Raw genomic sequence first — 23811 nt, 5'->3', positions numbered from 1 at the left:
ATTATGCTTTTTTGTCTTCAGTTTCCTTTGGGGTTTCCTGCTGGGCTTCCTGTTGTTTTTTTAGCTCTCTTTCGGCCCTTCTTTTTTTCCTCATGTCGCTGTTCATTTCCTTTTCTTCTTCCGAACGGTGAAAAAGTTCCCTGAATTTGTTATAATCCATGGTAATGATAAAGGCCACCCCGGTTTCGATTATCTGACCCTGCAACGCAACCTGGTATTCATTTTTGCGGTAGGCTCTAAGGACATATCTTCCGTCTTTGGACAATTGATAATCCAGGGAAACATCTCCGGCGATATTGGTGGCTTCCCTGTTGGCCTGCTCCGGCCCTTCAATACCAAAACTGCTTCCCACGGTAACTTTCAAACGGTCATCCAGCAAACGTTTGGAAACCCCTACGTTCAGGTCTGTACGGTTGGCTTTGGCACCAGTGGTATAATCATCTGAAGATTCAAGGTCAAAATCGAGTTCGACTCCTTTAATCAGGTCGCCGGCCAGGTTATTGAGCTGTTGTGATAAAATCTTGCTGACACTTTGCCTTGCCAAGGTTTCAGCCCCAGTGCCGGATTCGCTGGCAAAAGGGTTTTCTCCAATAAAACGGTTTAGCAGCAATAAGGCAAATACCTGTTTGTTGAGTTCGTCCGGCTGCTGGCGCAATTGTTCCAGCTTGGCGCGGGTGTTGCTTACAATTTCCGAGGAAACATTGTAATTCCCTTCAGGCAACGTAATATCAAAGGATATTTCGGGTTTGAGCAACTCGCCTTTCATTTTCAGCAAAGTTTCAAACGGTATGCGCTGTTTGTAGGTGTTCCTCACTGTTGGGGAAACATTGCCCAATTGGTCATCAAGCAAATCAATAGGTGCCGTTTGAGTTTTGTATACGGCTGTGATGTTGATGTCTGCCGTTGTAGGTTCTCCGGTCCATAAAATATAGCTTCCTTCGCGGATTTCGAATTTTCTTTTCAGGAAGTTAAAGGTCATTTCATACGCTCCTTCCTTTAGTTCGTAACGGCCGGTCAATGTTGTTTTGCCGGATTCGTCAATGCCTCCGGTAAGTTGTGCTTCTCCTTTGAGTTTCAGGTAATCCCCGTTTCCTTTGTCAATGATCATCGTGAGTTCGGCTTCCTTATCTATTTCAATATTTACCGAAACATTCATGCCTTTGAATTTGGACTGATTCAGGGAATCTTTGGCGATGGTGAATCGTTTGTCGAGCAAAGGAGCGTCCTGATCTATAAATTCTACAATGCCCTCACGGTCTGCTATGGACGGATCCGATTGCGGCAATACAATGGTCAGCTTCGTATTTTCATTAACTTTGATATTCCCTTCCACTACCGGCTTGTTGCTATCGCCTTTCACACGCAGGTGTGTATCGACAAACAGTTTTCCGTAATAAAGGTCATTGTCTTTGGCGGTAGAATTGGTCACTCTGAAATTATCCGCATCTATCCTTAAATTAAAGGCAAAATCACGGTAATCGGGCGTGTCCATTTTTCCCCGCAGCAACAGCGCATTGTTTTCCGAGTCTGACAAACTGAAGTTTTTAAACTGCATTCCTTCTTCTGTAAAAGTGATGCTATCATTCAGTAATTGAAAGGCCGAATTCAGGGTAGTTACCGTAAATGCACCGTTATGGAATTGAAGTTCCCCAATGACTTTCGGCTGTTTTGCTGTTCCTTTTATATGGAATTTCCCGGATACAAAACCGCTGCTGTTGGAAAGCTGTCCTGCTGTAAAAGGCTGGATACTGGCTAAATTCAATTGTTGCAGGTCGAGGTTCAAATCAAAGCTGCTGTCATTATTCTGGTACACTCCTTCAACGGAAACCTGGTTCCCTTGTCCGGTAATAGCTGCTGAAACAGCGTAAGTATTGGCCACCTGGTTGTTGACTTTCAGGCTGATATCGCCTATTGTTTCTTTTTTGAAAGTAAAGCCTTTAATTGTAAGGTCAGAAGTGAAAACCGGATGGTTTGCCAGGTTTTCAAACATTACATCTCCGTTGATAAGGCCTCCGAAAGCCAGCGATTCCTTTTGTATCATGCGGGACAGCGTGGCGATGTCAAAATCGGTAAAATGAAGCACGAGCGGCGCATTGGCGTTTTCAGATTGGGATTGAAGCTGGACAACGCTGTTTCCATTGCGCAGTTCAAAATCATTGGCATAGATTCCTTTGGCACCAAACCGGATAAGATTGTTTTCGGATAAGGCCCATTGTTGGTAATTGAGCAATAGGTTTTCGGGCGACAAATGGATTTCGGTAGCACCATTAACGGTTTTCACGGTTCCTCCTACACTATACTGGTCTTTGTTTTTATCATCCTGCAATTGCAATCTGTAAGCAAGTGTATTGTCTTTAAGGCTGCCTTCCAATTTAGTGTTAGGCAGGCGGAACTGGGCATTTTGAACCTCATCTATCACAACATTGTAAACCAACGCATCGTCTTTGGTATCAATTTTAAGGACCGTGTTGCTAATGGTATTGTCGCCGTAAACGACTTTCGGGATGGAGGCATTCAATACGATGGTGTCGTTGGCGCTATTGTAACGGCCATTGATGGTAATCGGTTCCAGCCGTTTAATTTCCGGAACCAGTTTCATTACGATTGGATCGTTGCTGACGGTGATATTAAAATCAAATTGCTGGGGTTTTGTGTTTTTTTTCGGGGCCGACGGATTACTGTTATAATATCGGGCTATTGAATTTTTTAGCGCTGTAACCACTTCGGTCATTTGGTATTGCCCTTCAATGTTGGCTTTTAAAAACTGGGATGTAAGCTGAAGTGTCTTTTTTTCGGCAGTTGCTGTGGCGGTAATACTGATGGAATCCAATGAAAACTGTTCTTTCCCATTGGCAACAAATACATGGTGCGCCGTGGCTCTCCCGTTGAGATAATCTGGATCGGCAGTAGGAATTACGGCATCGAATTCGCCCCTTAATTTTAATGGCCCGGCATGCAGGTTCAGTTTTTCCAGGTCAGCGATATCAACATTCAGTTTCAGGTCCAGTTGCGGATAAATACCGTCGAATCCTCCTTTTGAAACTAAATCAAAATCCAGGTTGGGATCATTCATTTCAGCCGTAGCGCTATAACGGCCGTTTAAGATTGTACCCTTTACGGCCAGGTTTTGGTAAGCATATCCGTTAAAAATGCCCTGCTGCATGAAACCGTCTACTGTAGCCGAAGCCGTTTTGGGATTGAGCCCGACACCTTTAACATTGGCCTTCAGGCTGATTTTGCCAATAGAAGGGTTTTTAATCATTTTGCCTAAATCGAAACGATCCAAAGCCACAATACCGTTATATTTTTCCTTGTTTTTAAACCGATTGTCAAAATCCGCTTTTACCCGGGCCGCTCCAAATGTACTGTTCAATGACACATTGGTATTGAAATTGTCTATTTTTCCTTTAAAAGTCCCTTTAAGCGCCAAATGTTCCGGAAATTGAATAGCGGACGGCAAGGCTTTCGTTCCTAAAGACTGGCGGATATCCCTTGCTCCTACCTGCAGGTTTTTAATATTCAGGTTATACCAGGCTTTTTTGGCATCGGGCAAACCGATAATCCTGCCACTGGCGGCCAAATGAAAATTCCCGATACCGCTAACGTCTAATTCCCGGATAAGAAGGTCATTCAGGTGTCCGACAATACGGCTGTCTATGTTGATTACGGCATTTGGGTTGTTTTGGAATACCGGTACGCGGTTTAGTTCCGGGGCAAATAGCAAAATATCGGTAAAGGACACGCGGCTTTTTTGCATATTGGCATTGATTCCCATAAGCCCGGGATTTTCCTTCAATGCTTCCAGGGACGGATAGGCTACGGTAACCTCATCTTTGACTAGCGTTTGGGGTGTTTTTACATAGAGGTTCTTAAGTTTTGCCCCATGGTTCGTATAGGCAAAATCTGTGCGCAGCATTTGCACTTCAAGGCCACTCTGTTCTTTTACGCCAAACGATTTTATAGTCCCTGAAAACCCAGCGGTGGTATAGTCCAGGTTTTCGGCCTCCATTTGCAATTGCTTTACATCTAAATGTTTGTAATCAATACCTCGGATTGCCTTGGGGGCATTTTCATCGTCAAAACGAAAGTCTGATTTTTTGATACTGGCGTTGGCAAGGCTAAGTTTCCAGTCCGGGGTTTCTTGCGGCGGAAGTGTATTGATAGTCAGTTTACGGTCAAACTTCCCTATGGTCAGGCCTCCTTTCATTCCTTCCAATTCGAATTTTTCAATGGCAATACGACGTTTGGGCAAATTGGTTTCATCAAATATAATACGTAATTTATCCAATGAAAGCCCGCTATTGAGTTTTGTACCGGCATTATCGTAACTCACCCGTATGTCGCCAAAGTCAATTTCTCCCAGCCTGATTTTCAGGTCGGGACGTTTTTTGATGACCGAGTCTGCGGTTACAATGGTTTTTGTGGTAATTTCCCGAAGCAGTTCTCCTTGTTTGAGCTTTACATTCAATCCCTGAAGCCGGATCCTGGGTATGTCGAAATCCATTTGGGCTATATCAAATACTTGCATCCGGGTTTCAAAACGATCCAGGGAAACATTCAGGTTGTTTTGCGTAACAGCATCATCAAAACGTACCTTCACATGGGAAAGGTTGATCTTGTGAAGGGAAATTTCTGTCGGTTTGCTGTCTTTTTTAGGTTCTTTCGAAGCAAAAGCATCTATAATGTAATCGAAATTAAAAACAGAATCCTTATCGCGTTTTATATTGGCCGTGATGTTTTCCAGCTGGACGGAATTGATTTCTACAGCATCATCCAAGAGTTTGAACAAACTAATATCAACGGCTATTTTTCCGCCGGAAAGTAACGTATCGCCAGCCTGGCTTTGGAAATACACTTCTTCCAAAACGACTTTTTTAGGCAACCCGATCGCTACCTTGCCAATACGGACAGGCGTATGGATTTTGCCTTCAAGATAAGCAACAGCCTTATTCTTGACCAGATTTTGTATGGCTGGAATCTGGAGCAAGAGCACCACAAGAAGGAACAGCCCAACAATAGAAGCTACTGTCCAGCCAAGTATTTTCAAACTCTTCTTAACATACTTATGCAATCTCACGTGGTATATATTGAATAACGGCGGCTGCAAAATAGCGCCATTGTTGTTAGCTGATCATCAATTGCTCTTACAAATTTGACATAAATACGTGTAAAACAACTTATATGGGCAGGGCATTTTTTTATATAATTCGCATGTAAACTACATTTTTATTGTCAAGGCAAAAGGCCTTATTTATCGAGTATCCTGCCTGTTTCGGCGATAAGCCATTGCATCAATTCCGCTGCTTTCCAGTTCTTGAGATTTGTATTGTTTTGGCCCGACCAGAAACTCATCATCTCGGTTTTTCCCTGGGCGATAGCTGCCGCCTTTAGAGGAGCGATCAGCCTGGTTTGAAGCGGGAAAGGCAATACTTCCGTTTCAAAGGCCACTTCCCCGGATATCCGGTTGTCAATCATCCGGCCCAACCGTCCGGTTAGGGATTTGGAAAGTACGGTATGGTTTCCCGATAAAAGTATTTTTTTGTGTTCGGGCGTTGCCACAGATTCTTCACTGGTTAAAAAAGCGGTACCCATCTGAACGGCATCAGCTCCCAAGGTAAGTGCCGCGGCGATACCATTGGCATCAATGATACCTCCTGCAGCAATAATAGGCTTTCTTACTTTTGCCCTGAGCTGCTGGATGAGTGTAAAGGTCCCTATGAGGGAATCCTGTGCGGGCTTAAGAAAAGACGGCCTGTGCCCGCCAGCTTCGAAACCGGCAGCAACAATGGCATCTACACCTGCTTCATCGAGCATCATGGCTTCATCGGACGTAGTAGCTGCTCCAACAGTCCTGATCCCTAAACGGCGGCTTTCTTTTAGTATTTCCGGAGATGGAATGCCAAAAATAAAACTAAATACTGCTGGACGGACCTGGAAAAGAACTTCTACCTGCTGCTCGAATTTTGAAGGAATATCTGTTACCAGCTCCGGGACAGGAATACCCAGTTCATCAAAATAAGGTTTGAAAAGTGCTGTAATGCGGGCGAGTTTTTCTTGCGGATAGTCTTTCAGGCGCTCGTCTACATCGGATACCCACAGGTTAAGATTATAAGGTTTGTTGGTCTTTAATTGAATTTCTTTGGTTGCTTCCAAAATTTGACCAGGCGTCATCGTATAGGCGCCAAGGCTTCCCAAACCGCCGGCATTGGAAATGGACGCCAGCAGGTCTGCGGAGAAAAAACCGCCTCCCATCGGCCCCTGAATGATGGGATATTGGATACCGAGGGCTTCTGTTATTTTAGTTTGATACCACATCTTTTAAATAATTATATTCCTATATTTATTTTGTACTTTAAATTTACTGATTTTCCGCTTATAAAAATACTTTCTGGACCATGCAGTAAATCCTAGTACAAAGTAAAGTACCAAATGCCAAAAGGTTATGTGATGCAGATCACGGTTTTCAAAGCAATCCTTACAGAAATGGAGCCGTAAGCCTGTATTTATGTGAAAACAGCACCAATCCAACTTTTGATTTGATTTCGTACCGTTCGAAAAGTGCTGTCCGGTATGCTTCGATTGATTTGACGGACAAGCTCATGATATCGGCCATTTGCTCATAGGTAAACTCTTTCTCATCACAAACAAGCTGGAGGAAATTCAGTTCCCTATCCGACAATTGGATCTGTTTTTTTTCGTTTTCAGGGGTTACCGTATAATTCCGGATTCTTTTCAGGATTTCCGTGATGTTGTTATACCCAATTTTAATAATGTTATCAATAGCGAATTTCAAATCCTGGGCTGTGCAGTTTTTATGCAGGAAACCCCTGGCTCCATGATGGTATCCGTCATTGATGATTTGCTCGTCAAAATGTTGTGTCAGCAGCAAAACTTTGTGTTCTTCCTGTTTTTCTTCCAATGCTTCCAAAACTTGTATCCCATTCATATTGGGCATGGAATAATCCAGGATGTACATATCAGGTTTGGGATTTAAAGGCAAGGCTTCAAGGAAATCTTCCCCATTGTCAAATTCATGGATGACTTTATAATGCCCAATCTTATGCAGCAGTTCTTTTAGCCCTTGCCGCACAATGGCATGGTCATCTATAATACATATTGTGGTTTGTTCCATAAGCGTTATAATTTTTCCGAAAGTGTAATGGCGGTACCTTCGGTGATTTTGGATTCTATAACCAGCTCGTAATGAATAATTGCTGCTCTCTGTTTCATATTCTGAAGCCCTAACGTATGCTTGCCTTCCTCAAAGATAGGATACGCAAATCCTTTCCCGTTATCGGCCACACGCAGTACAAAAGCGGGATGGGTCCTGATTTGTATATCGATCCGGGTGGCACGTGCATGCTTAAAGCAATTATTGGTTATTTCCTGGAAAATACGGTAAATTACTATTTTCTCGTTAGTGCTCAGTTCCTTTTTTACATCCTGGGTGACTTCCAATATGATGGCTGTTTTGGGGTTTTTCTGCAGCCGCTCCGTTTCTGTAATAATTGCTTTGACTATATCCTGCTGCAAAAGCAATTGGTTGTTGAGGGAATGGCTGATATTGCGGATGGATTGCGATAATTGGCCCACAGATTGTGATACGGGTTCCAATATTTCCCGGAATTTTGGATGTTCCAGCTTCAGGTTTTCCAACTGGAAATTAATATACGTAAGCTGTTGCCCCGCATCATCGTGAAGATCTTGTGAAATGTTATTGAGTACCTGTTCCTGGGTTTCCACCATCGTGGTGTTTATGGTTTTTTGGAAATCAATATCTTTCTGGTAAAGCTGCTGCGTATAGTTTTTTATTTTTTGGATATAAAGCTTTACCAATAGCACACAAAACAGTACTACCAGGCTGACAAAAATCAGTCCTATCACAATCCCGAAGGCAACATCATGCAGCATTTTTTAATTTTTTTTCCCTGTAAACATAAATGTTCAGCAGCGTGTAATAAATTACGTTAACAAAATGGCTTATAAAATCATAAAGGCTTACGTTGTTGAAAAGGACTATATCCCCAAGCGAATGGCTTTTGAAACCAAAAACAAAACTAAAACCTAAAAAAAATAAAACCGGAGCCGCTAATAAAATGTACTTGGCAGACATAAAAAAGGCCAGGTTCTCTTTTTTCAGCTGTAGCAAACTTTCATAGATAAACAAAGCCATGTACATAAAAGCGCCCAAGATAAAAGAATTGTAGTTGAATGCGTGCAGTCCTTCCAAAAACAGCAAGTTGCAAAGGGAAAATATCAGATAAGCCAACAAACAAAAGGAAATCAATCTTTTCAGGTTCGTATTTAAATATAAGATGTACAGCCAGATTAAGTTATGAATCACAATAAAAACCGTTGTGTTCAAGGCATAAGGAAATTCAATCCTGACTAAATGCAAAGTCAAAAATTCATTTATGACAGAAAGCAGCAACAGCAAAAAAATAAACCTGTTAGTCCTGCTATCGGTGTAGTTTTTCCAGAAAAAGAAAAAAGTAAAAGTGATATACAAAGCTATCAGGTCCATTTCTTATGGTATTATTTTGTAAAGAAATTGAAATAAAACGGGTTTACGGATATATCGTAAAACAAAACCAGGTTGGTGGCATCCCTGATACCGAATACGATAATTTGCTTGCCAGAGTCAGTACTAACATCATAAAACTCCAAATAGGACTGATCGCTAATGGTTCGGTTATTGTATAAAATACTTTTCAACAAAGGGATTGAATACAGGTTTTTGGTATAATCAAAATCAGCAAAAGGTGTCACTTTCACTTTTCCGGACTCTAATGAAAATTGTACATAAGTATCATAGTATAAAGTGTCGAAATTGGAAATTTTGGAGATTTCAGTTTTAAGATCTTTAAATGTTATGGTTGCTTTATTCAAATTACTTATTTGCTGTGTCAAAACCGGAGTGATTTCGATATCGTGCTGTTTTTCAATATATTGATACGATTCTTCGTAGCAGATAAATTTCGTGTTTTTTTTAAGCCACTTCCCCACCTCATCCCGGTTGAGCACATTCACTTTATCCAAATCAATGATATAATAGTTGTGGGTATGGTTATCTTTCCTGGTTGGCAGTTTCAATTCGCAAAAAAATCTCTCGTTCTGGGATCTCCAATTACTATCTGTCTTGCTGGAATCAATTACAATTAAGTTTTCCCCGCATTTTCCTTCTTGAATTTCACTTGCATCGGCAGGCTTGCCTTCGTTAGGTTTCGGTTTATCATCATTAGGTTTACATCCCACCATTAACAATGGGAACAATAAAAAAAGTACTATTTTTTTCATGATTATAATGTTTTAAAGGTTTTCGTTACAAAGGTTGCACATTCCCATTTTCTTTTAAATAGGCAAAACCCTATTTCCGTCAAGGGATTCCCCCAATAGGCAACTTAAGCTAAAATATCACTTTTTTCTTAATAATTAGTGCTTCGCCAGTAATTTCAACTGTTTAGGTAAAAAACCGATTGGAAGTAGGGTTTCCACTATTGTCAAGGGCCAGGTGCAGGAATACCTTTGGAATAAGAATAAATCCTGCCACCGAAAACATTTTGGATACAAGAATAACTAATACTAAAAATCATGGAAACAAAAAAAACAACACAGGCAAATGCATCAGGTTTGAGCAAAATCCTACACAATCCGATTCAGGTGAGAAATGCAATTTTGCTTTGCTTCCTGCTGGGGTTACAATTGGCAAATGGCCAAAATCAGAATAAGATTACCGACACTGAAATTATCGTACCCACCGATACTTTGGTTTTCCCTAATTTGAAATTTAACAACTGGATGTTTTACAGGCAATTGGAATCTGCGAAATGGCAGGTTTTCCTGAAAAGAATAGCCATTTCAGAATCTATGGAAACATACGAGCAAATAGGCGAACCCGCACAATTGCAGTTCACTTTTCCTAAAGACAAGCAAGAATCTTATGTAATCAACCTCGGCGTTTCCTACCAGCTTAACAAACCAGAAAATACAGAAGTTGAGGAGCGATGGAAAACGAAAGTAAAGGCAGAATTCCATAAAAACACATTGCTGGAAAAAGAACAGGAAAATTTAGAAGCCGGCTACCAGGGCCAATGGAGGTTTTCTAAAGTGCCGGACAGTACTAAGACTATGCTGTATGTAATATTTGATCCCAAATATGCATACGACGGTATTGAAAACAGAAGCAGCCTTGTCAGCAACATGATGTTTACAATGACAAGTACCACTTCTTCTTTTTTAAAATTCAACAGGGACAACTCCTTCGGGAAAAGGGTAAATTTTGTTCCAACTTTCTTTTTAGGGGCTCAACTGCAAGACAATTTCAAGGCAAGCGATGAAAATAAGGAAGGCTTCATCTTACGACCTGTTTTTTCCGGTTCAGCAGCGCTTTATTTCAATAAACCTGAAAAACGTGGTGTTCTTACCCTAGATGGAACTAAAAAAGAAAAACCTCAAGAAGGAATTGTAAAATTGAGCGTCACCTACACAGGCCGAAAGGATATGATAAACAACACAGCTAATGATGAAGGCTATACCAGTCTTTTGAAGGCCAAAGCCGAAGTATTTTTACTAAACACTCCTATTAGAGTTACTATTGGTGGCAGCTTCAATAAAGGTTCCGACCCAATGAAAGGGCTGGCCAAACAGGAATATTGGCTTCTTTCATTAAATGTGCTGAAATAAACCCTTTGGCCTTTTCAACTTCTCAAAAAAAGCTTACTCAATATTTTATTTAAACCAATTTTTAAATCAACACATTATGAAAAAACTACTTTTTACGATCCTTTTAGGATTTTGCCTGAACAACTGCTATTCGCAGGTAACCGGAGCGGCGGCCTTGATCGCTTTAGACGAAATCGATGCCACCATGACCAAGCAATTGCAAACCATCGACAACCTGGCTACAAATGCCATCGGAAATGCCGGGAATATGATGCTCTCACTATCGGCGCGCCTTCGCAAAGATATCAATGAAACCATCGGGAATACTGACAAAGTGCTTCGGGAGAACCAACTGGCCTTATTCAACCAGATTCAAAACCTCTCCAATGACCTGGATACGGCCATTAAGGAAGATATCGATAATATAGATGTGGTGGCGACCAAAATTTCCGAAACACTTGACAATCTCCTGATTAAGAAGAAAGAACCCCGCATTTTCAAATACGAAACGGGGACATTCATCAAAGACTATAGTAAATATTACGCGTTCAAGGTCAAAGGCAAGAATTTTGACCAAACCAAAGAAATGTATGTCGAATTGAACGGGAAGAAAATCAAACCGGTACAAACCAATTACAATGAGCTGGTATTCCGCATCGATTCGGCTGACATTCCTTCCGGCAGGGCCGATATTTACTACGCCGATGCCAAAATAGTCTTTCATTGGCACAAAGGGCTTTTCAAAACCAAAAAAATAAAACAGGAGCCTTTCTTAATCCCGATTGCTCCGTTGAATATTGGCGATCTGACTGTTTTTTACGAACAAAAACTACCGGAATTGAAATTTTCAGATTATATTTCCTATAGCTGCCAATGTTCCACGGGACCAAGCGATTGGTTGGGCAACCAAAGAAGAAATACAGTGGCATTCAACCTGAATCCAACCGGCGGCCGATTATTTGATTCCAATTCCGTGGCAGCCGTTTCCTGGGAACAAAGGCATGGTGGCGGCCATAGTTTTGATTTTAAGACCGAACAGCAAATCAAAGGGAAAATTACCTGTAAATCTGACGGAAGGCCCAGAGGTGGCGGAGGCTTTTCAAAATTAACCTTCCACTACAGGGAAATGGAAACCATTTATCCTATCCATAAAAAACAAACGGCAACCCAGAAGATAACCTCGGTAAACCCGTCAATTGTAGAATTACCGGATCCGGTAGACAGCAACAGGCCTAACATCAATTATGCCTTGGTGAAAACTTTCGATAACAAGGAAATTGTCCTTACACCGAGCAAGGCCGACAAATTATTTGACCTGCGGATCAATCCAGTTACGGATGACATCATCATCTCCTGGAAAAGACAACAATTGCAATAATTAAAAACGGGGAAATAATTCCCCGTTCTGTTTTTATTTTGTCACTACAATCCTACTTACCCTATACACCAGGTAAATGGTAACCAGCATAATGCATGATGCAATCATGGCTAAAATATCATAGTGCTGCAATGGCGCGAAATTGTTTTTCTGTACAATGATCATTCCGGCAATCATCGCCCCGAAACCTCCGGCCATTTGTTGCAAAGAGGAGTTGATGCTCATAAATGCGCCCCTGTTTTGCGGTTCCGGTATGGCAGTGGCAAGAGCGGTAGAAGGCACCATTCGGCTCATAATGCAAACCATCATCAAAACATTGGTTACCAGAACAATCCAAAAAGGTGTCGCCGAATAATGAGCATAAATGTTGATGATAATCGTGGCCAGGATCGTTGCAAATGCAAATATCTTGAACTTGCTCACAGAATCGCTCAATTTCCCAATCAAAGGCATTGAAAAAAGCGTAGCCAAACCGGTAACCAAAAATAAAAATGGTAATTGAGCTGCTGTTATCTTCAGGTTATTGATGGCAAAGGCACTTCCAAAAGGCATCATCATAAAACCTCCTATAGAAAGCAAAGCCGTAGCCAGGAACCCTATCCTGTGGTTTTTTTGGGCAACCGTATGCCATAAATGTTCAAAAGCCGATCTTTCCTTTTGCAAGGCAAGATGTGCTGTAATGGGTTTCAATTTCAGAAATAAAACACAGGCAATTGCTGCAGCCATTATGGCAATCCATAAGAAAGGTATGTGCCATCCCCAGGAATTGGCAATATACAAACCGATCGGGATACCCAGCACCTGGCTCACGCCAAATCCCATCTGGACAAATCCCATTACTTTCCCTCTTTGCTGAAGGCTGAATAAATCCGCTACGATAGCCATCGAAATTGATCCGATTACTCCTCCGAAAATACCGGTGATAATCCTGGCTGCAACCAGTAAGTGGTAATTGGGTGCCAAAGCGCAGAACAAAGTCCCCAGGGCAAATCCTATATAAAAGAAAATGAGGAGTTTCTTCCGGTCAAATTTATCGGCAAAACCGGCTGTAAGCAATCCGGAAATCCCGGCGCTGAAGGCATAGGCTGAAACCGCAACCCCAAATTGCGACGCAGTGATTTTTAGTGTTTTCATCATAATATCACCCAATGGGGACATTACCATAAAATCGAGCACAACTGTAAATTGTGTAATGGCCAATAAGAAAATTACAAATTTCTGATAGCCTGTAAATGTTAATGATTGTTGGTCTTGTTCGTTCATGTTTTTAATTGATTATAATTCTTTGCATTCAAAATGATATTGGTTAACTATCGCTATTAATTGGTTTACCGACAAAGTAGGGCTTACTATGCGGAGCACGCAGTCAATATCTTCCTGGTCGATGCTCCATTGCTGTATGGCAGGGTTTACATCAAGCAGGCCTGCTATTTTTTGCTTGTCGGAGAGGGTTTTTATATTGGTGGCAAATATCAGTATGTGGTTTAAATCTGTATCCATCGGTGTTGGTTTATGGGGTTAATGCCTTTATGACGAGCTCGAAAGCTTCGTTTTGTATTTCTTTGGTCAGGGTAAAAGGAAAACCGCCCAGGCTTTTGCCTTTATCATGGAAACGCAGTAAAGAATACAGCGGCCCGTATGCGATGCTCCAGAATACATCTTTAGAAATCGGGATCATTTCTTTTCGTTCTACGGCATTTTGGAAAAAAGCGATCATGGTATTTTTAAACTCCTTAAAGCTTTCCTGGATAATATAATCGCTATAAGAAGAATTCTGCAGGACTTCCCAGCACGCCACTTCTTTCGGAAAGGACATCATGAAACCGGCCCTGTTTTCCCATTGCTTGCGAAGCCCGTCTACAAAAGGCATTTCCGGCGAAAAATCCTTAAGTGTTTCCCTAAAGAAATTTTGCCCGATCTCAACGGCAATTTTCTTTATAAGATCTTCTTTGTCAGTATAATAAATATAAAGTGTCGCCACAGAAACCCCGCATTCTTTAGCCAGCTTGTTCATGCCAAAGCCTTCTATGCCATATGTTACGAGCATTTCAATTGCTTTTTGCTTAACCAGGTCTTCTTTATTTGTATCTCTTGTGCGCATAAACCAAAAATAATAGTTGAGCAAAGATATAATAATAAATGAATGAACGCTTACTTATTTATATTTTTTTATAAAAAAGTGTTATAATTAAAAAAAGTGCCCTTTTTAGAGGCACTTTACGCTTTGAGTGAGTTGCTTTACAGAAAGGCACTCCCATGATATCCTTGCTTAAAAGGTTACCCACCCAGCTTATCGTCATCATAGAATTTTGTATCGGCCGCATGCTTCAGAAGCAGCTCGTAAAATTCAGTTTTACTGTATCGTTCGTTTGTATTTAAAAAATCGTTTGCAAACAAAGGAATGAACCATTCTTCGGTAGTATTTCCGACACCTTCAAGCCATACAGCATCAACTTTCAGCGCAGGCAAACGAACCGCACTTACTTTAAAATCTTCTTTCTTTTTCAGCGATTCCTTTTTCAAAGCCTCAAAAACATCGAAATAACGGTCCGCATAATTATCCCCGTATACGATCCGGCTCAAATTTGTCTTTTCATCGGAATGGTCAAATTCATACAGGAAAGTATCTCCCTTACTACTGTCCTTGTCGAGTAGCCTCTCGCCTACTTTTTCTAAAATGACCTGGCCATTGCCTTTGAGCTGTTCCATATCAATATTGTAAATATCATGCCCCATCATTTCAGGCTGTTTTCCTTGCTTTTTGGCATGGGCAAACGTATCGCTCAATTGCAACGGCACCATTTTCCTGGCGCGGTCAATAAGGTTTTCATCTAAAGTATTGAAATGTAACATTTTCGATTGTCCTTTCGTTAAATACGTATCCGTCCATTTTCCTGCATTCAGGTAAGAACTTGTAAAGTTGGCCAGGTTGCAATACGAACCGCCATATATAGGATCGGCCACATACACAAAACTATTGCTTGTCATGTCATTGTACCCGAAAAGCGTTACAAAATGCCCGCCGCCGCCTTGCCATCCGATCCGTGCACCAATGACACACCGGCCGTCAATTTCAGCTTTAATGAATGGAAGCCCCACCGGTTGGTTGACAACTTGCTTGAAACTGCCTACCACTTTGAGCGCCCGGTCCAGGTAGTACGGAACATTGCAAACCGAAGCCGCAGTCGAACAGCAATCTGTACGGTTCAGGCAAAAACTGGCCACCATGCATTGCGTAACAGTTGACCCGCCATTATAAAATACCGATATGCTCGCAGCATTGGCAGCCCAGCACCAATTGCTCTGGGACTGAAATTGCATAAAAAAAGGTAAGGCTATATTGGCCATGGTCGCTTCTCAATTTTATAGGGTTGCATTCCAATGGAATTCAAAAAGTAAACCTAGCTGTTTTTCATTGGATTTTTATAGGTATAATTACCTGTTTTTTTAGTGTTATAGCCGGTCGGAAACCCGCTTGTTTCCCAATACTTTCGTATCTTTGAAATGTCACATACAACAATTTCCCATGACACATACCACATCGCCCATAACGATAATCGGAGCCGGAATCGGAGGGTTGACAACCGCTCTTGCCTTGAAGCAGCAAGGGATTCAGGCTGCTATTTATGAAAGTTCCCCGGAAATCAAGCCTGTTGGCGCAGGAATTATCATGGCCCATAACGCCATGCAGGTTTTTGAAAAATTGGGCATTCATCATACAATTGAAAAAGCCGGGCACAGCATCTCCCATATTAAAATCACCAACGCCCAAGGTGCTATTCTTTCCTCTTTGGACCTTTCGGAATACGAACAGAAATATGGTGTACACAACATTGCCATACACCGTGGCGAGTTGCAGAAAATCCTGGCGGAAGAAATTGGCTACGATCGTATTCATTTGAACAAGCGCCTTTCCCAAATTGAAAAAAAAGAAATTTATGACCTGACTTTTGAAGATGGTTCTACCCTAAAAAGCTCCTTTGTTATTGGGGCCGACGGAATAAAATCAGTCGTAAGGGAACAGCTGTTTCCAAAAAGCACCATACGATCCGCAAACCAAAAATGCTGGAGGGGCATTTGTGAGATACAGCTTCCCCAAAAATACCATCATCAGGCCATTGAAGCCTGGGGAAAAGGGAAACGTTTCGGTTTTTCAAAAATCAGTGATACAAAAGTGTATTGGTTTGCCGTGGTAAATTCCAAAAAGGATCAAACAGAAGAAACGGACCTCGCATCATTATTTGGGGAATTCCACAGCGATATGCTGGATTTGATCTTGGCAACCCCGAAGGAACAAATTATAGTAAACGATATTATTGACCTTAAACCAATATCCAAATGGCAGGACGGAAACAGCTGCCTACTTGGCGATGCTGCCCATGCGACCACGCCTAATTTAGGGCAAGGTGCCTGTCAGGCCGTTGAAGATGCCTATGTTTTGGGGAAACTCCTCGCGCAGGGGATGCCTTTTGAACAAGGGTGTAAGGAATACGAAAAAATAAGGGTAAAAAAAGCACACTCCATTGTAAATACCAGCTGGGCGTTGGGAAAAATGGCCCATTTCGAAAATAGTGCGGGTATCTGGCTTAGGAACAGCCTCGTAAAAAATATCCCTTTATCCGTAAACCGAAAACAATTGGAAATGATTTTTACTTTGCCGTAGGTTTGTCCTAAACATATACGAGCCTATATTGCCCTTTGAGTATTTCCGGAAGGGCTTCTTCAGTGTTTTTTTCTTTAAAAAGCCGGATGGCATTTGAAATGGTGCTCTTGAGTTCGGTCATGGTAGTGGCTATCGCATAAATGTCTTCCATTTTATCGATATATGCGGAAAAACCGTCTTTTCTTTCCTCTACAATTATACGTATTACATTCATAGTCAATTCCTTAATTATTACACTATTGGTACCATCCTTTCATAAGGCAAAAAAACAATGGTCAAACATACTATTTAAAAAACACCTTCACAATCCTGAATTTTAATGATTTTCATCTCACTGAATACCATTAGGGAATTTTTGATTGTCATTTGAAAAAACCGGCGATTTCATGTTTTTTGGTCAGATTATAGGAAAATGGCACGGCTTTTGATTTAAAAAAATATGACACAGTAATTGGGAAGTGCTGTGTCATATAGTAGATTGCATTAATGACAACCCTGTATCATTTTGGTACGGGGTTGTCTTTTTAAACTAACTTCAAAATCCCCGAATTGCAGTGCTCATTCCGCTTGGGGCTTAATGATGATTTGTGATGGGAAAGTAGTATTGTAGATGCTTTTTGCCGACGAGCAATATTGTATGAAAAAAGTACCGAACTTCCCAAATTTAAGAGCTCCGAAGTACGCTTCCTTATACGATTTGTAAGCACCGATAACCTCGCTTTCCATAATGACAATAAATTTATTGTCAAATTCTTCAACCAACCGGTTCTGGTTTTTTATGTAGTATTCATATTCTTTTTCAAACATGATGGGAGATATTTGGGGGTGAAATAAGTAACCTATATGTAAATATAAGCGATGATTCCCGGATTTTATTACGGGAAAACCACATATTATTACAATTAACGGTATTGAAACCGCCTGCTTATTCTATAAGATTTATGCAGAATGTTGTAAAATTAAAAATCATAAGTCAAAGTATATTTGAAGGTACAAATCTTGGATTATACATTAGGAACAAAAAATACCACCATTTAAATACAACCGAAAATGATACAGAAAATCAGCGCCCCGGACAATGTCGTTGCTTTTAGGGCATTAGGAGAGATTACCGAAGAAGATTACCAAAAAACAGTAGCTCCGGAAGTGGCACATTTGGCACAACAAATCAAAGAAATCAATTTCTTGCTGGTACTTGATACGGACCTTGAAAAATTTACACCCCAAGCCTGGATGGACGATGCCATGCTTGGGCTCAAAAATTCCGGAAAATGGAACCGGGCAGCCATCGTTACTGATTCTGATTCCATTCTTTCATTTACCAACGGTTTTACTTCTATTTCACCTGGAGAATTCCGCGGGTACAAAAAAAATTCCTTCAATGAAGCTTTAAATTGGGTGGAAGGCAATTGAAACGCATTTATCACATTATCCCTTTTCTCCCCAAATTGACTACTTATGGAAACAGCTGACCCTATTGATGAAAATATAACCAACGGTACACTCCACTCCTTTTGGATCGACACCATGATGCCTTTGGCCTACAGAAAAATAGATCAGGACAAAACGACTGATGTATTGGTTATAGGAGGCGGTATTGCCGGACTCACATCCGCTTATTGCCTTGCCCAATCGGGAAAGAAAGTCATCCTGCTGGAAAAAGGCTACCTGGGCAGCGGAGAAACCGGTCGCACAACGGCACACATAACCTACGCACTTGATGACCGGTATTACGACCTGGAAAAAATATTTGGCTACGAAAAAACAAAACTAATTGCCGAAAGCCATAAATATGCACTGCACTGGATTGAGTCTACCATAAACTCGGAGAAAATCGACTGTAATTTTAAGAATGTGGACGGGTACCTGTTTTCAGATCCGAGCGATCCCGAAGAAAACCTTCAGAAGGAATTTGAAGAAACCCAAAAAATAGGGCTGCCTACGGAAATGCTTCCCGGGATTCCTTATTATTCGACAGATAACAAAAGAAATTGTATCCAGTTCCCAAAGCAAGGCCAATTTCATATTTTAAAATATTGTAAAGGACTGGCTGATGCCTTCATCCGTTTGGGCGGTGAAATCTATACGGAATCCAAAGCATCAGCCATATCCCACACAGGAGCAACTTCTAATGGGTTCGCCATCAGGGCCAACCATATTATTGTAGCCACCAATTCACCTGTAAATGATATCGTCACCATGCATACCAAACAATGGGCGTACCGGACTTATGTCATCGCGGCCAAAATCCCAAAGGGGAAATTGCCGTATGCTTTATGGTGGGACACGGGCAACCAGAATTCCCAATGGATGAAAAAACCATATCATTATGTCCGCCTGGAGTCTTTTGATGACCAGCACGACCTTTTGATTTCCGGAGGAGAAGACCATAAGACTGGTTTGGCGGGCGATGAACATATTTCCGAAGCCCAACGGTTTGAAAACCTGGAAGATTGGACCATATTGCATTTCCCTTATTTTTCCGAAGCCGATTATAAATGGTCCGGGCAAATTATAGAACCTATTGATGCCGTAGCATTCATCGGAAGGAATCCGGGAGATAAAAACATATACATCATTACCGGGGATTCGGGGAATGGCATGACACACGGCACTATCGGAGGCCTTTTGATACACGACCTGATCCTTGGGAACAAGAACCCTTGGGAAGACATTTACAATCCTTCAAGAATTACCATCCAGACCGGAGACGATTACATCAAGGAAGTAGGCCATATGGTGGTAAACCTGACCAAAGGCTGGTTGTCTTCCGGAGATACGCCTGAAGCTTCTATGCTTCCTGCAGGAAAAGGCGCGATACTTTCCCACGGTTTGGAAAAAATCGCACTCTATCGTGACGAACAGGGAAAATTACACAGCTGCAGCGCAGTTTGCCCACATTTGGGAGGTATCGTCCAATGGAACGATGAGGAAAAATCATTTGACTGCCCTTTGCACGGTTCCCGTTTTACACCATTTGGGAAAGTAATCAGCGGACCGGCCAAAACAGACCTGAAACCAAAATCCATTACATAATGACAATAAGACTATGGAAAATACGGCTAATCAAAATCCATCCAAAAAAGCAGCAACCGAATCAGACATTATCTTTTGGCTTGCCTTAAGCGGCATAACGCTGTCTGCCGTATTGCATATTGTAAAGAAAAACCCCCAGAACCCTTTAATCGATTTGTGTGCTGCTCCTTTTGTGCTCTGGAAACTCTATACTAAGTTAAAATAAGACAGGAACATCAGCCTGGAAGTGAATGAAAACATACGAAAAATAACGTTGCATGAAAAAAGGGAACCCAAGCGGGTTCCCTTTTAGGATTGTAAACTAACCAAATTATTTTACTTAAAAAATAACTATTTTTTCTTCACTTCCTCTTGTATTCTTTTGGCATGTTCCAGATGTCCTGTCAAAATGCCCACCTGATCGGTTGCCCAGCGTTTTATTTCCGCATTTGTGGTTTTATCTGCAATTTCAGACATCTTATCGACTGCTTTTACATGCCCGTCTGCCATCATATCTGCAAAAAGTTTATCAAAATCGGCACCAGATTTTTCATTAAGCTTGTTGTATGCCTCCGTTCCTTTTTCAGTAAGCGCAGCAGGAAGTGTAACATTATTGGCTATGGCCAGGTTCCGGACTTCCGTAAGGGATTTGGTGTGATCGTCTACCAACATTTTACCGAAATCCTTCACATGTTGCGTATTGCCTTTTTTCTGCGCCAGCTTCCCTATTTCAATTTCAGTCAAATCCACATCTGCTATATCAACCAGGAATTCGGCGTTGTTTTCTAAAGAATCTGTTTCAAATTTGGCGTCGTTCATGTCTTCCGCCGCTTCTTTGGGATCTTCCTGTTTGTTTTCCTGTTTACAGGATTGCAGGCTGCCTGAAAGCATTATTGCACTGACCAGGGCTGCTCCTAAAATGAATGTCTTTTTCATCGTATGATAGTTTTAAGGTTATGGTCAAATCTATCGCCTTTACTTCTCAAACCTCTTACATTACTTTCTGTATTTATTATACTATTTTCACTTTTTGACCCTAAAAAAAGCCCACTCGGGTGAGTGGGCTTTTTGTTTAGCCTTTTTACGGGCCAAACCTAGTTTACCAAAATTAAAAACAGAAAAATCTACATAAAGGCAAACCCCAATTCAAAAAATTACCAAACTAACTTTGGGGCCGCCTTTTCTGTATTTAAAACCCTTCGCTTTTCAGTACGATGTAAAAAATCCCCATTATTTTTTTACGATAATAAACTCAGAGCGTCTGTTTTGGGCATGCTCTTCTTCTGTACAATTAGAACCACAGGCAATTTTAGGTGAAGTACTACCCATACCTTTGCCTGAAATCCTTTCCTGTCCGATTCCTTTTGAAATCAAATACTGAACGGTAGCCTGCGCTCTTTGTTCAGATAATTTAAGATTGTATGCGGCACTACCTTTTGAATCTGTGTGAGATTTTACGAAAATCACCATGGCAGGATTATCCTTCATGACCTGGACCAATTTATCCAATTCGGCTGCTCCCGGCGTAGTGATGTTGCTTTTATTGAAATCGAAATACACATTGTTCAGGATTACTTCTGTGTCTGTGATGATCACTTCCATAGGTGTTAGCCCGGCCTGGACAACAAATTCTCCTGAAGTTATTTTCTGGATAGGGAACACTGCCCTTTCAAAATTCGGAGCCGTTACCTGAAAAACATATTCCGTATGGCATTCTACATTATAACCCACTTTCCCGGAAACATCAGTTGTTTGGGCAGCAATTATATTCCCTTTTGCATCAGCAATCGATACCGAAGCTCCGGAAATAGGCTCGCCCGTTTTTTTATTGGTCACAAAGGCGATGGCTTCCGCTTTGCAAATGGCCAATGCTGAGAAAATAGCATCGGATCCCTCTCTGTTAGAAGAAAAGTAACCTACATTAAGCGTATTGTTGAAACTGAAGGCAAAATCATCTTTTTCAGAATTGACCGGTTTTCCTAAATTTTGGGCCGGTTCATTCGTTTTTGTATCGATCTTAAAAACATCCAGTCCGCCAAATCCTTGTTTTCCTGTCGAAGCAAAATACAATATGCCTTCTTCGGTGATGAAAGGGAAATTCTCTTTTCCAGGCGTATTGATTTTATCACCTAAGTTTTGCGGTGTCCCATAACCGTTGGCTTCCACGCTTACTTTCCAAATATCCGATTCCCCGAAACCACCCGGCATGTTAGATGCAAAATATAAGGTTTTGCCGTCCTTGCTCAGAGCAGGATTAGATACGGAATAATTGGAACTGTTAAACGGAAGCGCCTCGATTTTAGACCATTGCCCATCGATTTTAACCGCTTTGTACAATCCTTGCTGCCCGACTTTTACATGGGTCTTCTTGTCTTTTTCATATTGTCCTTCGCTATGCCTGTCGCGGGCAAAAAACAGCGTATTGCCATCATGGCTAATCGTTACGGGCCCGTCGTGGAAAGCCGTATTCAATTCTTTTACCTGCACCGGTTCAGACAATGTCCCGTCTGCCTGGCGGGCCGATTGAAAAACATCAAGGTAAGGCTGGTTGGCCCATTTGTCCTTCTTTTTTGAAGCATTCCGGGTACTGGCAAAATACAAAGTATTGTCGTTTGACAAAACCGCCCCGAAATCATTGCTTCCTTTGGCTTTTATATTCGTGGTGGCTATGTCGAACATCTTGGACCTGTTGGACAGGCTTGGGATATAATCGGGGTTAGACTTATGTTCTTTGGCCCTGGCATCATTAGGCAATAAAGCAGCAAAAGCATCCATTTGGACATTGGCCTCCTGGTATTTACCTAAAGTTTTCAGTACTTGTGCATAATTGTAATGGGTTTCGGCATCGGTTTTGGATACTACTGCTTGTGCATACCATTTTGAAGCCTCATCCATATTATTGATGTTGTAATAGCTGTCAGCCAATTGTTTGGCAACATACGGGGACGTTTTTCCATCTCCGGCAAGCTTAAGATATTCCCCGATGGCATTGACATACTGGTAACTTCCAAAAAACTCGTCTGCCTTTTTGGTATGTTTGTCTTGTGCATATGCCGTGGTCATGAGCAGCAGCAAACCTATTTTTATATAGTTCTTTTTCATTTTTATGGCTTCTTTTTATTAGAAATATCTTGGAGATATCGATGTCTTTTTAGGGAAATTCAAATCAAACAACAATAGGAACTCATGAGAAGCAGCCGTTGTTGCTTTCAAATTCGAAATGACGCGGTCATAAGCATACCCTACTCTTATAGAAGGTGTTATACCATAATTTACCATGGCACCATACGAATCTTCCAAACGGTATGTTCCTCCCAATTCAAATTTGTCAAAAAATAAAAAGTTGGCCGAAACATCTAAGGAAGTGGGTGCTTTGAAGGCTGATTTCAACATAAATGAAGGTTTGAATTTTGTATTTTCCGATAATTCGAAAACATATCCTCCTGTAAAAAAGTAATGTTGCGTTTCACTCCCGAAATTATACTCATCTCCGTTTACGGAAACATCCAGATGCTTGCTGTCCAACATATTAGGCACAGAAAAGGACAAATAATATTTCTGTGTATAATAGAAAAGACCACTTCCGATGTTTAAATAGGTATTGCTTACGTTTTCACTAAATGCCACATCTCCCGGCTGAGGCACATATCCGTTTCCGATGTCACTGAAAAGCCCGGCTTTATGAAACGTAGCCCCGGCTTTTATCCCCATGGCCAAACGGTGTTCTCCGCCCAGGTTTAGTGTATAGGAAAAATCCGCATATGCATTATTCTCTTCAACCGGCCCTATTTTATCTGAAATGACAGAAAGTCCCAAACCTACGTTTTTCCCTACTGGGCTATGTACCGATAGCGTTGCCGTTTTCGGAGCTCCGTCAACATTAACCCATTGATCCCTGTACAAAATCCCTACTGCCAAATTTTCCTTTGATCCCGCATAAGCCGGATTCATCACATTCATGTTATACATATACTGTGTATAATGAGGATCCTGTTGCGCCTGTATTTCTGTGGTGATGGCACCCATCAGAAGCATTGCAAAATATATTTTTTTCATTTCAGCTTTGTATTGCTTTACGTTACTAATTACAGCC

At 41.3% G+C, this 23811-nt stretch carries 20 protein-coding genes; 5 read left to right on the top strand and 15 right to left on the bottom strand.

Annotated features, from left to right (window positions below):
• Position 1 precedes the first annotated feature (1 nt).
• From E4635_RS00870 to E4635_RS00845, 6 genes are all read right to left on the bottom strand, one after another.
• On the bottom strand, positions 2 to 5077 hold the full coding sequence (locus E4635_RS00870; RefSeq protein WP_246020622.1) for a translocation/assembly module TamB domain-containing protein: 5076 nt from the start codon (positions 5075 to 5077) through the stop codon (positions 2 to 4).
• Between the two features lie 170 nt (positions 5078 to 5247).
• Positions 5248 to 6315, bottom strand: coding sequence for an NAD(P)H-dependent flavin oxidoreductase (locus tag E4635_RS00865; protein ID WP_135524725.1), 1068 nt, complete (start codon positions 6313 to 6315; stop codon positions 5248 to 5250).
• 160 nt (positions 6316 to 6475) lie between these two features.
• Positions 6476 to 7132, bottom strand: coding sequence for a response regulator (locus E4635_RS00860; RefSeq protein ID WP_135524724.1), 657 nt, complete (start codon positions 7130 to 7132; stop codon positions 6476 to 6478).
• 5 nt (positions 7133 to 7137) lie between these two features.
• Positions 7138 to 7911 carry a sensor histidine kinase gene (locus E4635_RS00855; protein ID WP_135524723.1) on the bottom strand — a complete coding sequence of 258 codons (774 nt, stop codon included), beginning with the start codon at positions 7909 to 7911 and terminating at the stop codon, positions 7138 to 7140.
• Positions 7901 to 8524, bottom strand: a complete 624-nt coding sequence (locus tag E4635_RS00850) for a hypothetical protein (protein ID WP_135524722.1) — start codon at positions 8522 to 8524, stop codon at positions 7901 to 7903. Before E4635_RS00850 ends, E4635_RS00855 begins: the two co-directional genes overlap by 11 nt.
• Positions 8525 to 8535: 11 nt before the next feature.
• Positions 8536 to 9297: a hypothetical protein gene (locus E4635_RS00845; protein WP_135524721.1), complete on the bottom strand. Its 762-nt coding sequence runs from the start codon at positions 9295 to 9297 to the stop codon at positions 8536 to 8538.
• Positions 9298 to 9591: 294 nt separating this feature from the next.
• On the opposite strand from E4635_RS00845, the gene E4635_RS00840 reads away from it, so the two are divergent.
• On the top strand, positions 9592 to 10683 hold the full coding sequence (locus E4635_RS00840) for a hypothetical protein (RefSeq protein WP_135524720.1): 1092 nt from the start codon (positions 9592 to 9594) through the stop codon (positions 10681 to 10683).
• A 76-nt stretch (positions 10684 to 10759) separates the two neighbouring features.
• On the top strand, positions 10760 to 12040 hold the full coding sequence (locus E4635_RS00835; protein ID WP_135524719.1) for a hypothetical protein: 1281 nt from the start codon (positions 10760 to 10762) through the stop codon (positions 12038 to 12040).
• A 33-nt stretch (positions 12041 to 12073) separates the two neighbouring features.
• On the opposite strand, the gene E4635_RS00830 is transcribed toward E4635_RS00835, so the two are convergent.
• The 4 genes from E4635_RS00830 to E4635_RS00815 form a co-directional block, all read right to left on the bottom strand.
• Positions 12074 to 13303: an MFS transporter gene (locus E4635_RS00830; RefSeq protein ID WP_135524718.1), complete on the bottom strand. Its 1230-nt coding sequence runs from the start codon at positions 13301 to 13303 to the stop codon at positions 12074 to 12076.
• 12 nt (positions 13304 to 13315) lie between these two features.
• The gene (locus tag E4635_RS00825) at positions 13316 to 13540 is read right to left on the bottom strand and encodes a hypothetical protein (RefSeq protein WP_135524717.1); all 225 of its coding nucleotides are present in this window, start codon (positions 13538 to 13540) and stop codon (positions 13316 to 13318) included.
• 10 nt (positions 13541 to 13550) lie between these two features.
• Positions 13551 to 14141, bottom strand: a complete 591-nt coding sequence (locus tag E4635_RS00820) for a TetR/AcrR family transcriptional regulator (protein ID WP_135524716.1) — start codon at positions 14139 to 14141, stop codon at positions 13551 to 13553.
• Positions 14142 to 14317: 176 nt separating this feature from the next.
• Positions 14318 to 15361: a papain-like cysteine protease family protein gene (locus E4635_RS00815; RefSeq protein WP_169630176.1), complete on the bottom strand. Its 1044-nt coding sequence runs from the start codon at positions 15359 to 15361 to the stop codon at positions 14318 to 14320.
• A 205-nt stretch (positions 15362 to 15566) separates the two neighbouring features.
• On the opposite strand from E4635_RS00815, the gene E4635_RS00810 reads away from it, so the two are divergent.
• Positions 15567 to 16703, top strand: coding sequence for an FAD-dependent monooxygenase (locus E4635_RS00810; protein WP_135524714.1), 1137 nt, complete (start codon positions 15567 to 15569; stop codon positions 16701 to 16703).
• A gap of 7 nt (positions 16704 to 16710) precedes the next feature.
• Here E4635_RS00810 and E4635_RS00805 read toward each other — a convergent pair whose 3' ends face one another.
• Both E4635_RS00805 and E4635_RS00800 read right to left on the bottom strand, forming a co-directional pair.
• Positions 16711 to 16917 (bottom strand): hypothetical protein, encoded by a 207-nt coding sequence (locus E4635_RS00805; protein WP_135524713.1) that lies wholly within the window; start codon positions 16915 to 16917, stop codon positions 16711 to 16713.
• Between the two features lie 344 nt (positions 16918 to 17261).
• Positions 17262 to 17510 (bottom strand): hypothetical protein, encoded by a 249-nt coding sequence (locus E4635_RS00800; RefSeq protein WP_135524712.1) that lies wholly within the window; start codon positions 17508 to 17510, stop codon positions 17262 to 17264.
• Positions 17511 to 17753: 243 nt separating this feature from the next.
• Here E4635_RS00800 and E4635_RS00795 point away from each other — a divergent pair, with 243 nt between their 5' ends.
• Together E4635_RS00795 and E4635_RS00790 are read left to right on the top strand one after the other, a co-directional pair.
• Entirely contained in the window at positions 17754 to 18116 is a 363-nt protein-coding gene (locus tag E4635_RS00795; protein ID WP_135524711.1) for a SpoIIAA family protein, read from the top strand.
• Between the two features lie 45 nt (positions 18117 to 18161).
• Entirely contained in the window at positions 18162 to 19739 is a 1578-nt protein-coding gene (locus E4635_RS00790; RefSeq protein ID WP_135524710.1) for an FAD-dependent oxidoreductase, read from the top strand.
• Between the two features lie 330 nt (positions 19740 to 20069).
• Here E4635_RS00790 and E4635_RS00785 read toward each other — a convergent pair whose 3' ends face one another.
• The 3 genes from E4635_RS00785 to E4635_RS00775 form a co-directional block, all read right to left on the bottom strand.
• Positions 20070 to 20654 (bottom strand): DUF4142 domain-containing protein, encoded by a 585-nt coding sequence (locus E4635_RS00785; RefSeq protein WP_135524709.1) that lies wholly within the window; start codon positions 20652 to 20654, stop codon positions 20070 to 20072.
• Positions 20655 to 20948: 294 nt separating this feature from the next.
• Entirely contained in the window at positions 20949 to 22820 is a 1872-nt protein-coding gene (locus E4635_RS15910; protein ID WP_135524708.1) for an OmpA family protein, read from the bottom strand.
• Positions 22821 to 22838: 18 nt separating this feature from the next.
• Entirely contained in the window at positions 22839 to 23774 is a 936-nt protein-coding gene (locus E4635_RS00775; RefSeq protein ID WP_135524707.1) for a PorP/SprF family type IX secretion system membrane protein, read from the bottom strand.
• Positions 23775 to 23811: the final 37 nt, after the last annotated feature.

The organism is Flavobacterium humi, assembly GCF_004745595.1.
Lineage (GTDB): Bacteria > Bacteroidota > Bacteroidia > Flavobacteriales > Flavobacteriaceae > Flavobacterium > Flavobacterium humi.
Note: the sequence above shows the minus strand (reverse complement) of the source record. Positions and strands in the feature narration are given on the sequence as shown.

What these genes read in the sequence shown, in the direction of transcription:
- E4635_RS00865 (WP_135524725.1), bottom strand. Translation starts at nt 6,315, where the DNA reads ATGTGGTATCAAACTAAAATAACAGAAGCCCTCGGTATCCAATATCCC.
- E4635_RS00860 (WP_135524724.1), bottom strand. Translation starts at nt 7,132, where the DNA reads ATGGAACAAACCACAATATGTATTATAGATGACCATGCCATTGTGCGG.
- E4635_RS00855 (WP_135524723.1), bottom strand. Translation starts at nt 7,911, where the DNA reads ATGCTGCATGATGTTGCCTTCGGGATTGTGATAGGACTGATTTTTGTC.
- E4635_RS00850 (WP_135524722.1), bottom strand. Translation starts at nt 8,524, where the DNA reads ATGGACCTGATAGCTTTGTATATCACTTTTACTTTTTTCTTTTTCTGG.
- E4635_RS00845 (WP_135524721.1), bottom strand. Translation starts at nt 9,297, where the DNA reads ATGAAAAAAATAGTACTTTTTTTATTGTTCCCATTGTTAATGGTGGGA.
- E4635_RS00840 (WP_135524720.1), top strand. Translation starts at nt 9,592, where the DNA reads ATGGAAACAAAAAAAACAACACAGGCAAATGCATCAGGTTTGAGCAAA.
- E4635_RS00835 (WP_135524719.1), top strand. Translation starts at nt 10,760, where the DNA reads ATGAAAAAACTACTTTTTACGATCCTTTTAGGATTTTGCCTGAACAAC.
- E4635_RS00830 (WP_135524718.1), bottom strand. Translation starts at nt 13,303, where the DNA reads ATGAACGAACAAGACCAACAATCATTAACATTTACAGGCTATCAGAAA.
- E4635_RS00825 (WP_135524717.1), bottom strand. Translation starts at nt 13,540, where the DNA reads ATGGATACAGATTTAAACCACATACTGATATTTGCCACCAATATAAAA.
- E4635_RS00820 (WP_135524716.1), bottom strand. Translation starts at nt 14,141, where the DNA reads ATGCGCACAAGAGATACAAATAAAGAAGACCTGGTTAAGCAAAAAGCA.
- E4635_RS00815 (WP_169630176.1), bottom strand. Translation starts at nt 15,361, where the DNA reads ATGCAATTTCAGTCCCAGAGCAATTGGTGCTGGGCTGCCAATGCTGCG.
- E4635_RS00810 (WP_135524714.1), top strand. Translation starts at nt 15,567, where the DNA reads ATGACACATACCACATCGCCCATAACGATAATCGGAGCCGGAATCGGA.
- E4635_RS00805 (WP_135524713.1), bottom strand. Translation starts at nt 16,917, where the DNA reads ATGAATGTAATACGTATAATTGTAGAGGAAAGAAAAGACGGTTTTTCC.
- E4635_RS00800 (WP_135524712.1), bottom strand. Translation starts at nt 17,510, where the DNA reads ATGTTTGAAAAAGAATATGAATACTACATAAAAAACCAGAACCGGTTG.
- E4635_RS00795 (WP_135524711.1), top strand. Translation starts at nt 17,754, where the DNA reads ATGATACAGAAAATCAGCGCCCCGGACAATGTCGTTGCTTTTAGGGCA.
- E4635_RS00790 (WP_135524710.1), top strand. Translation starts at nt 18,162, where the DNA reads ATGGAAACAGCTGACCCTATTGATGAAAATATAACCAACGGTACACTC.
- E4635_RS00785 (WP_135524709.1), bottom strand. Translation starts at nt 20,654, where the DNA reads ATGAAAAAGACATTCATTTTAGGAGCAGCCCTGGTCAGTGCAATAATG.
- E4635_RS15910 (WP_135524708.1), bottom strand. Translation starts at nt 22,820, where the DNA reads ATGAAAAAGAACTATATAAAAATAGGTTTGCTGCTGCTCATGACCACG.
- E4635_RS00775 (WP_135524707.1), bottom strand. Translation starts at nt 23,774, where the DNA reads ATGAAAAAAATATATTTTGCAATGCTTCTGATGGGTGCCATCACCACA.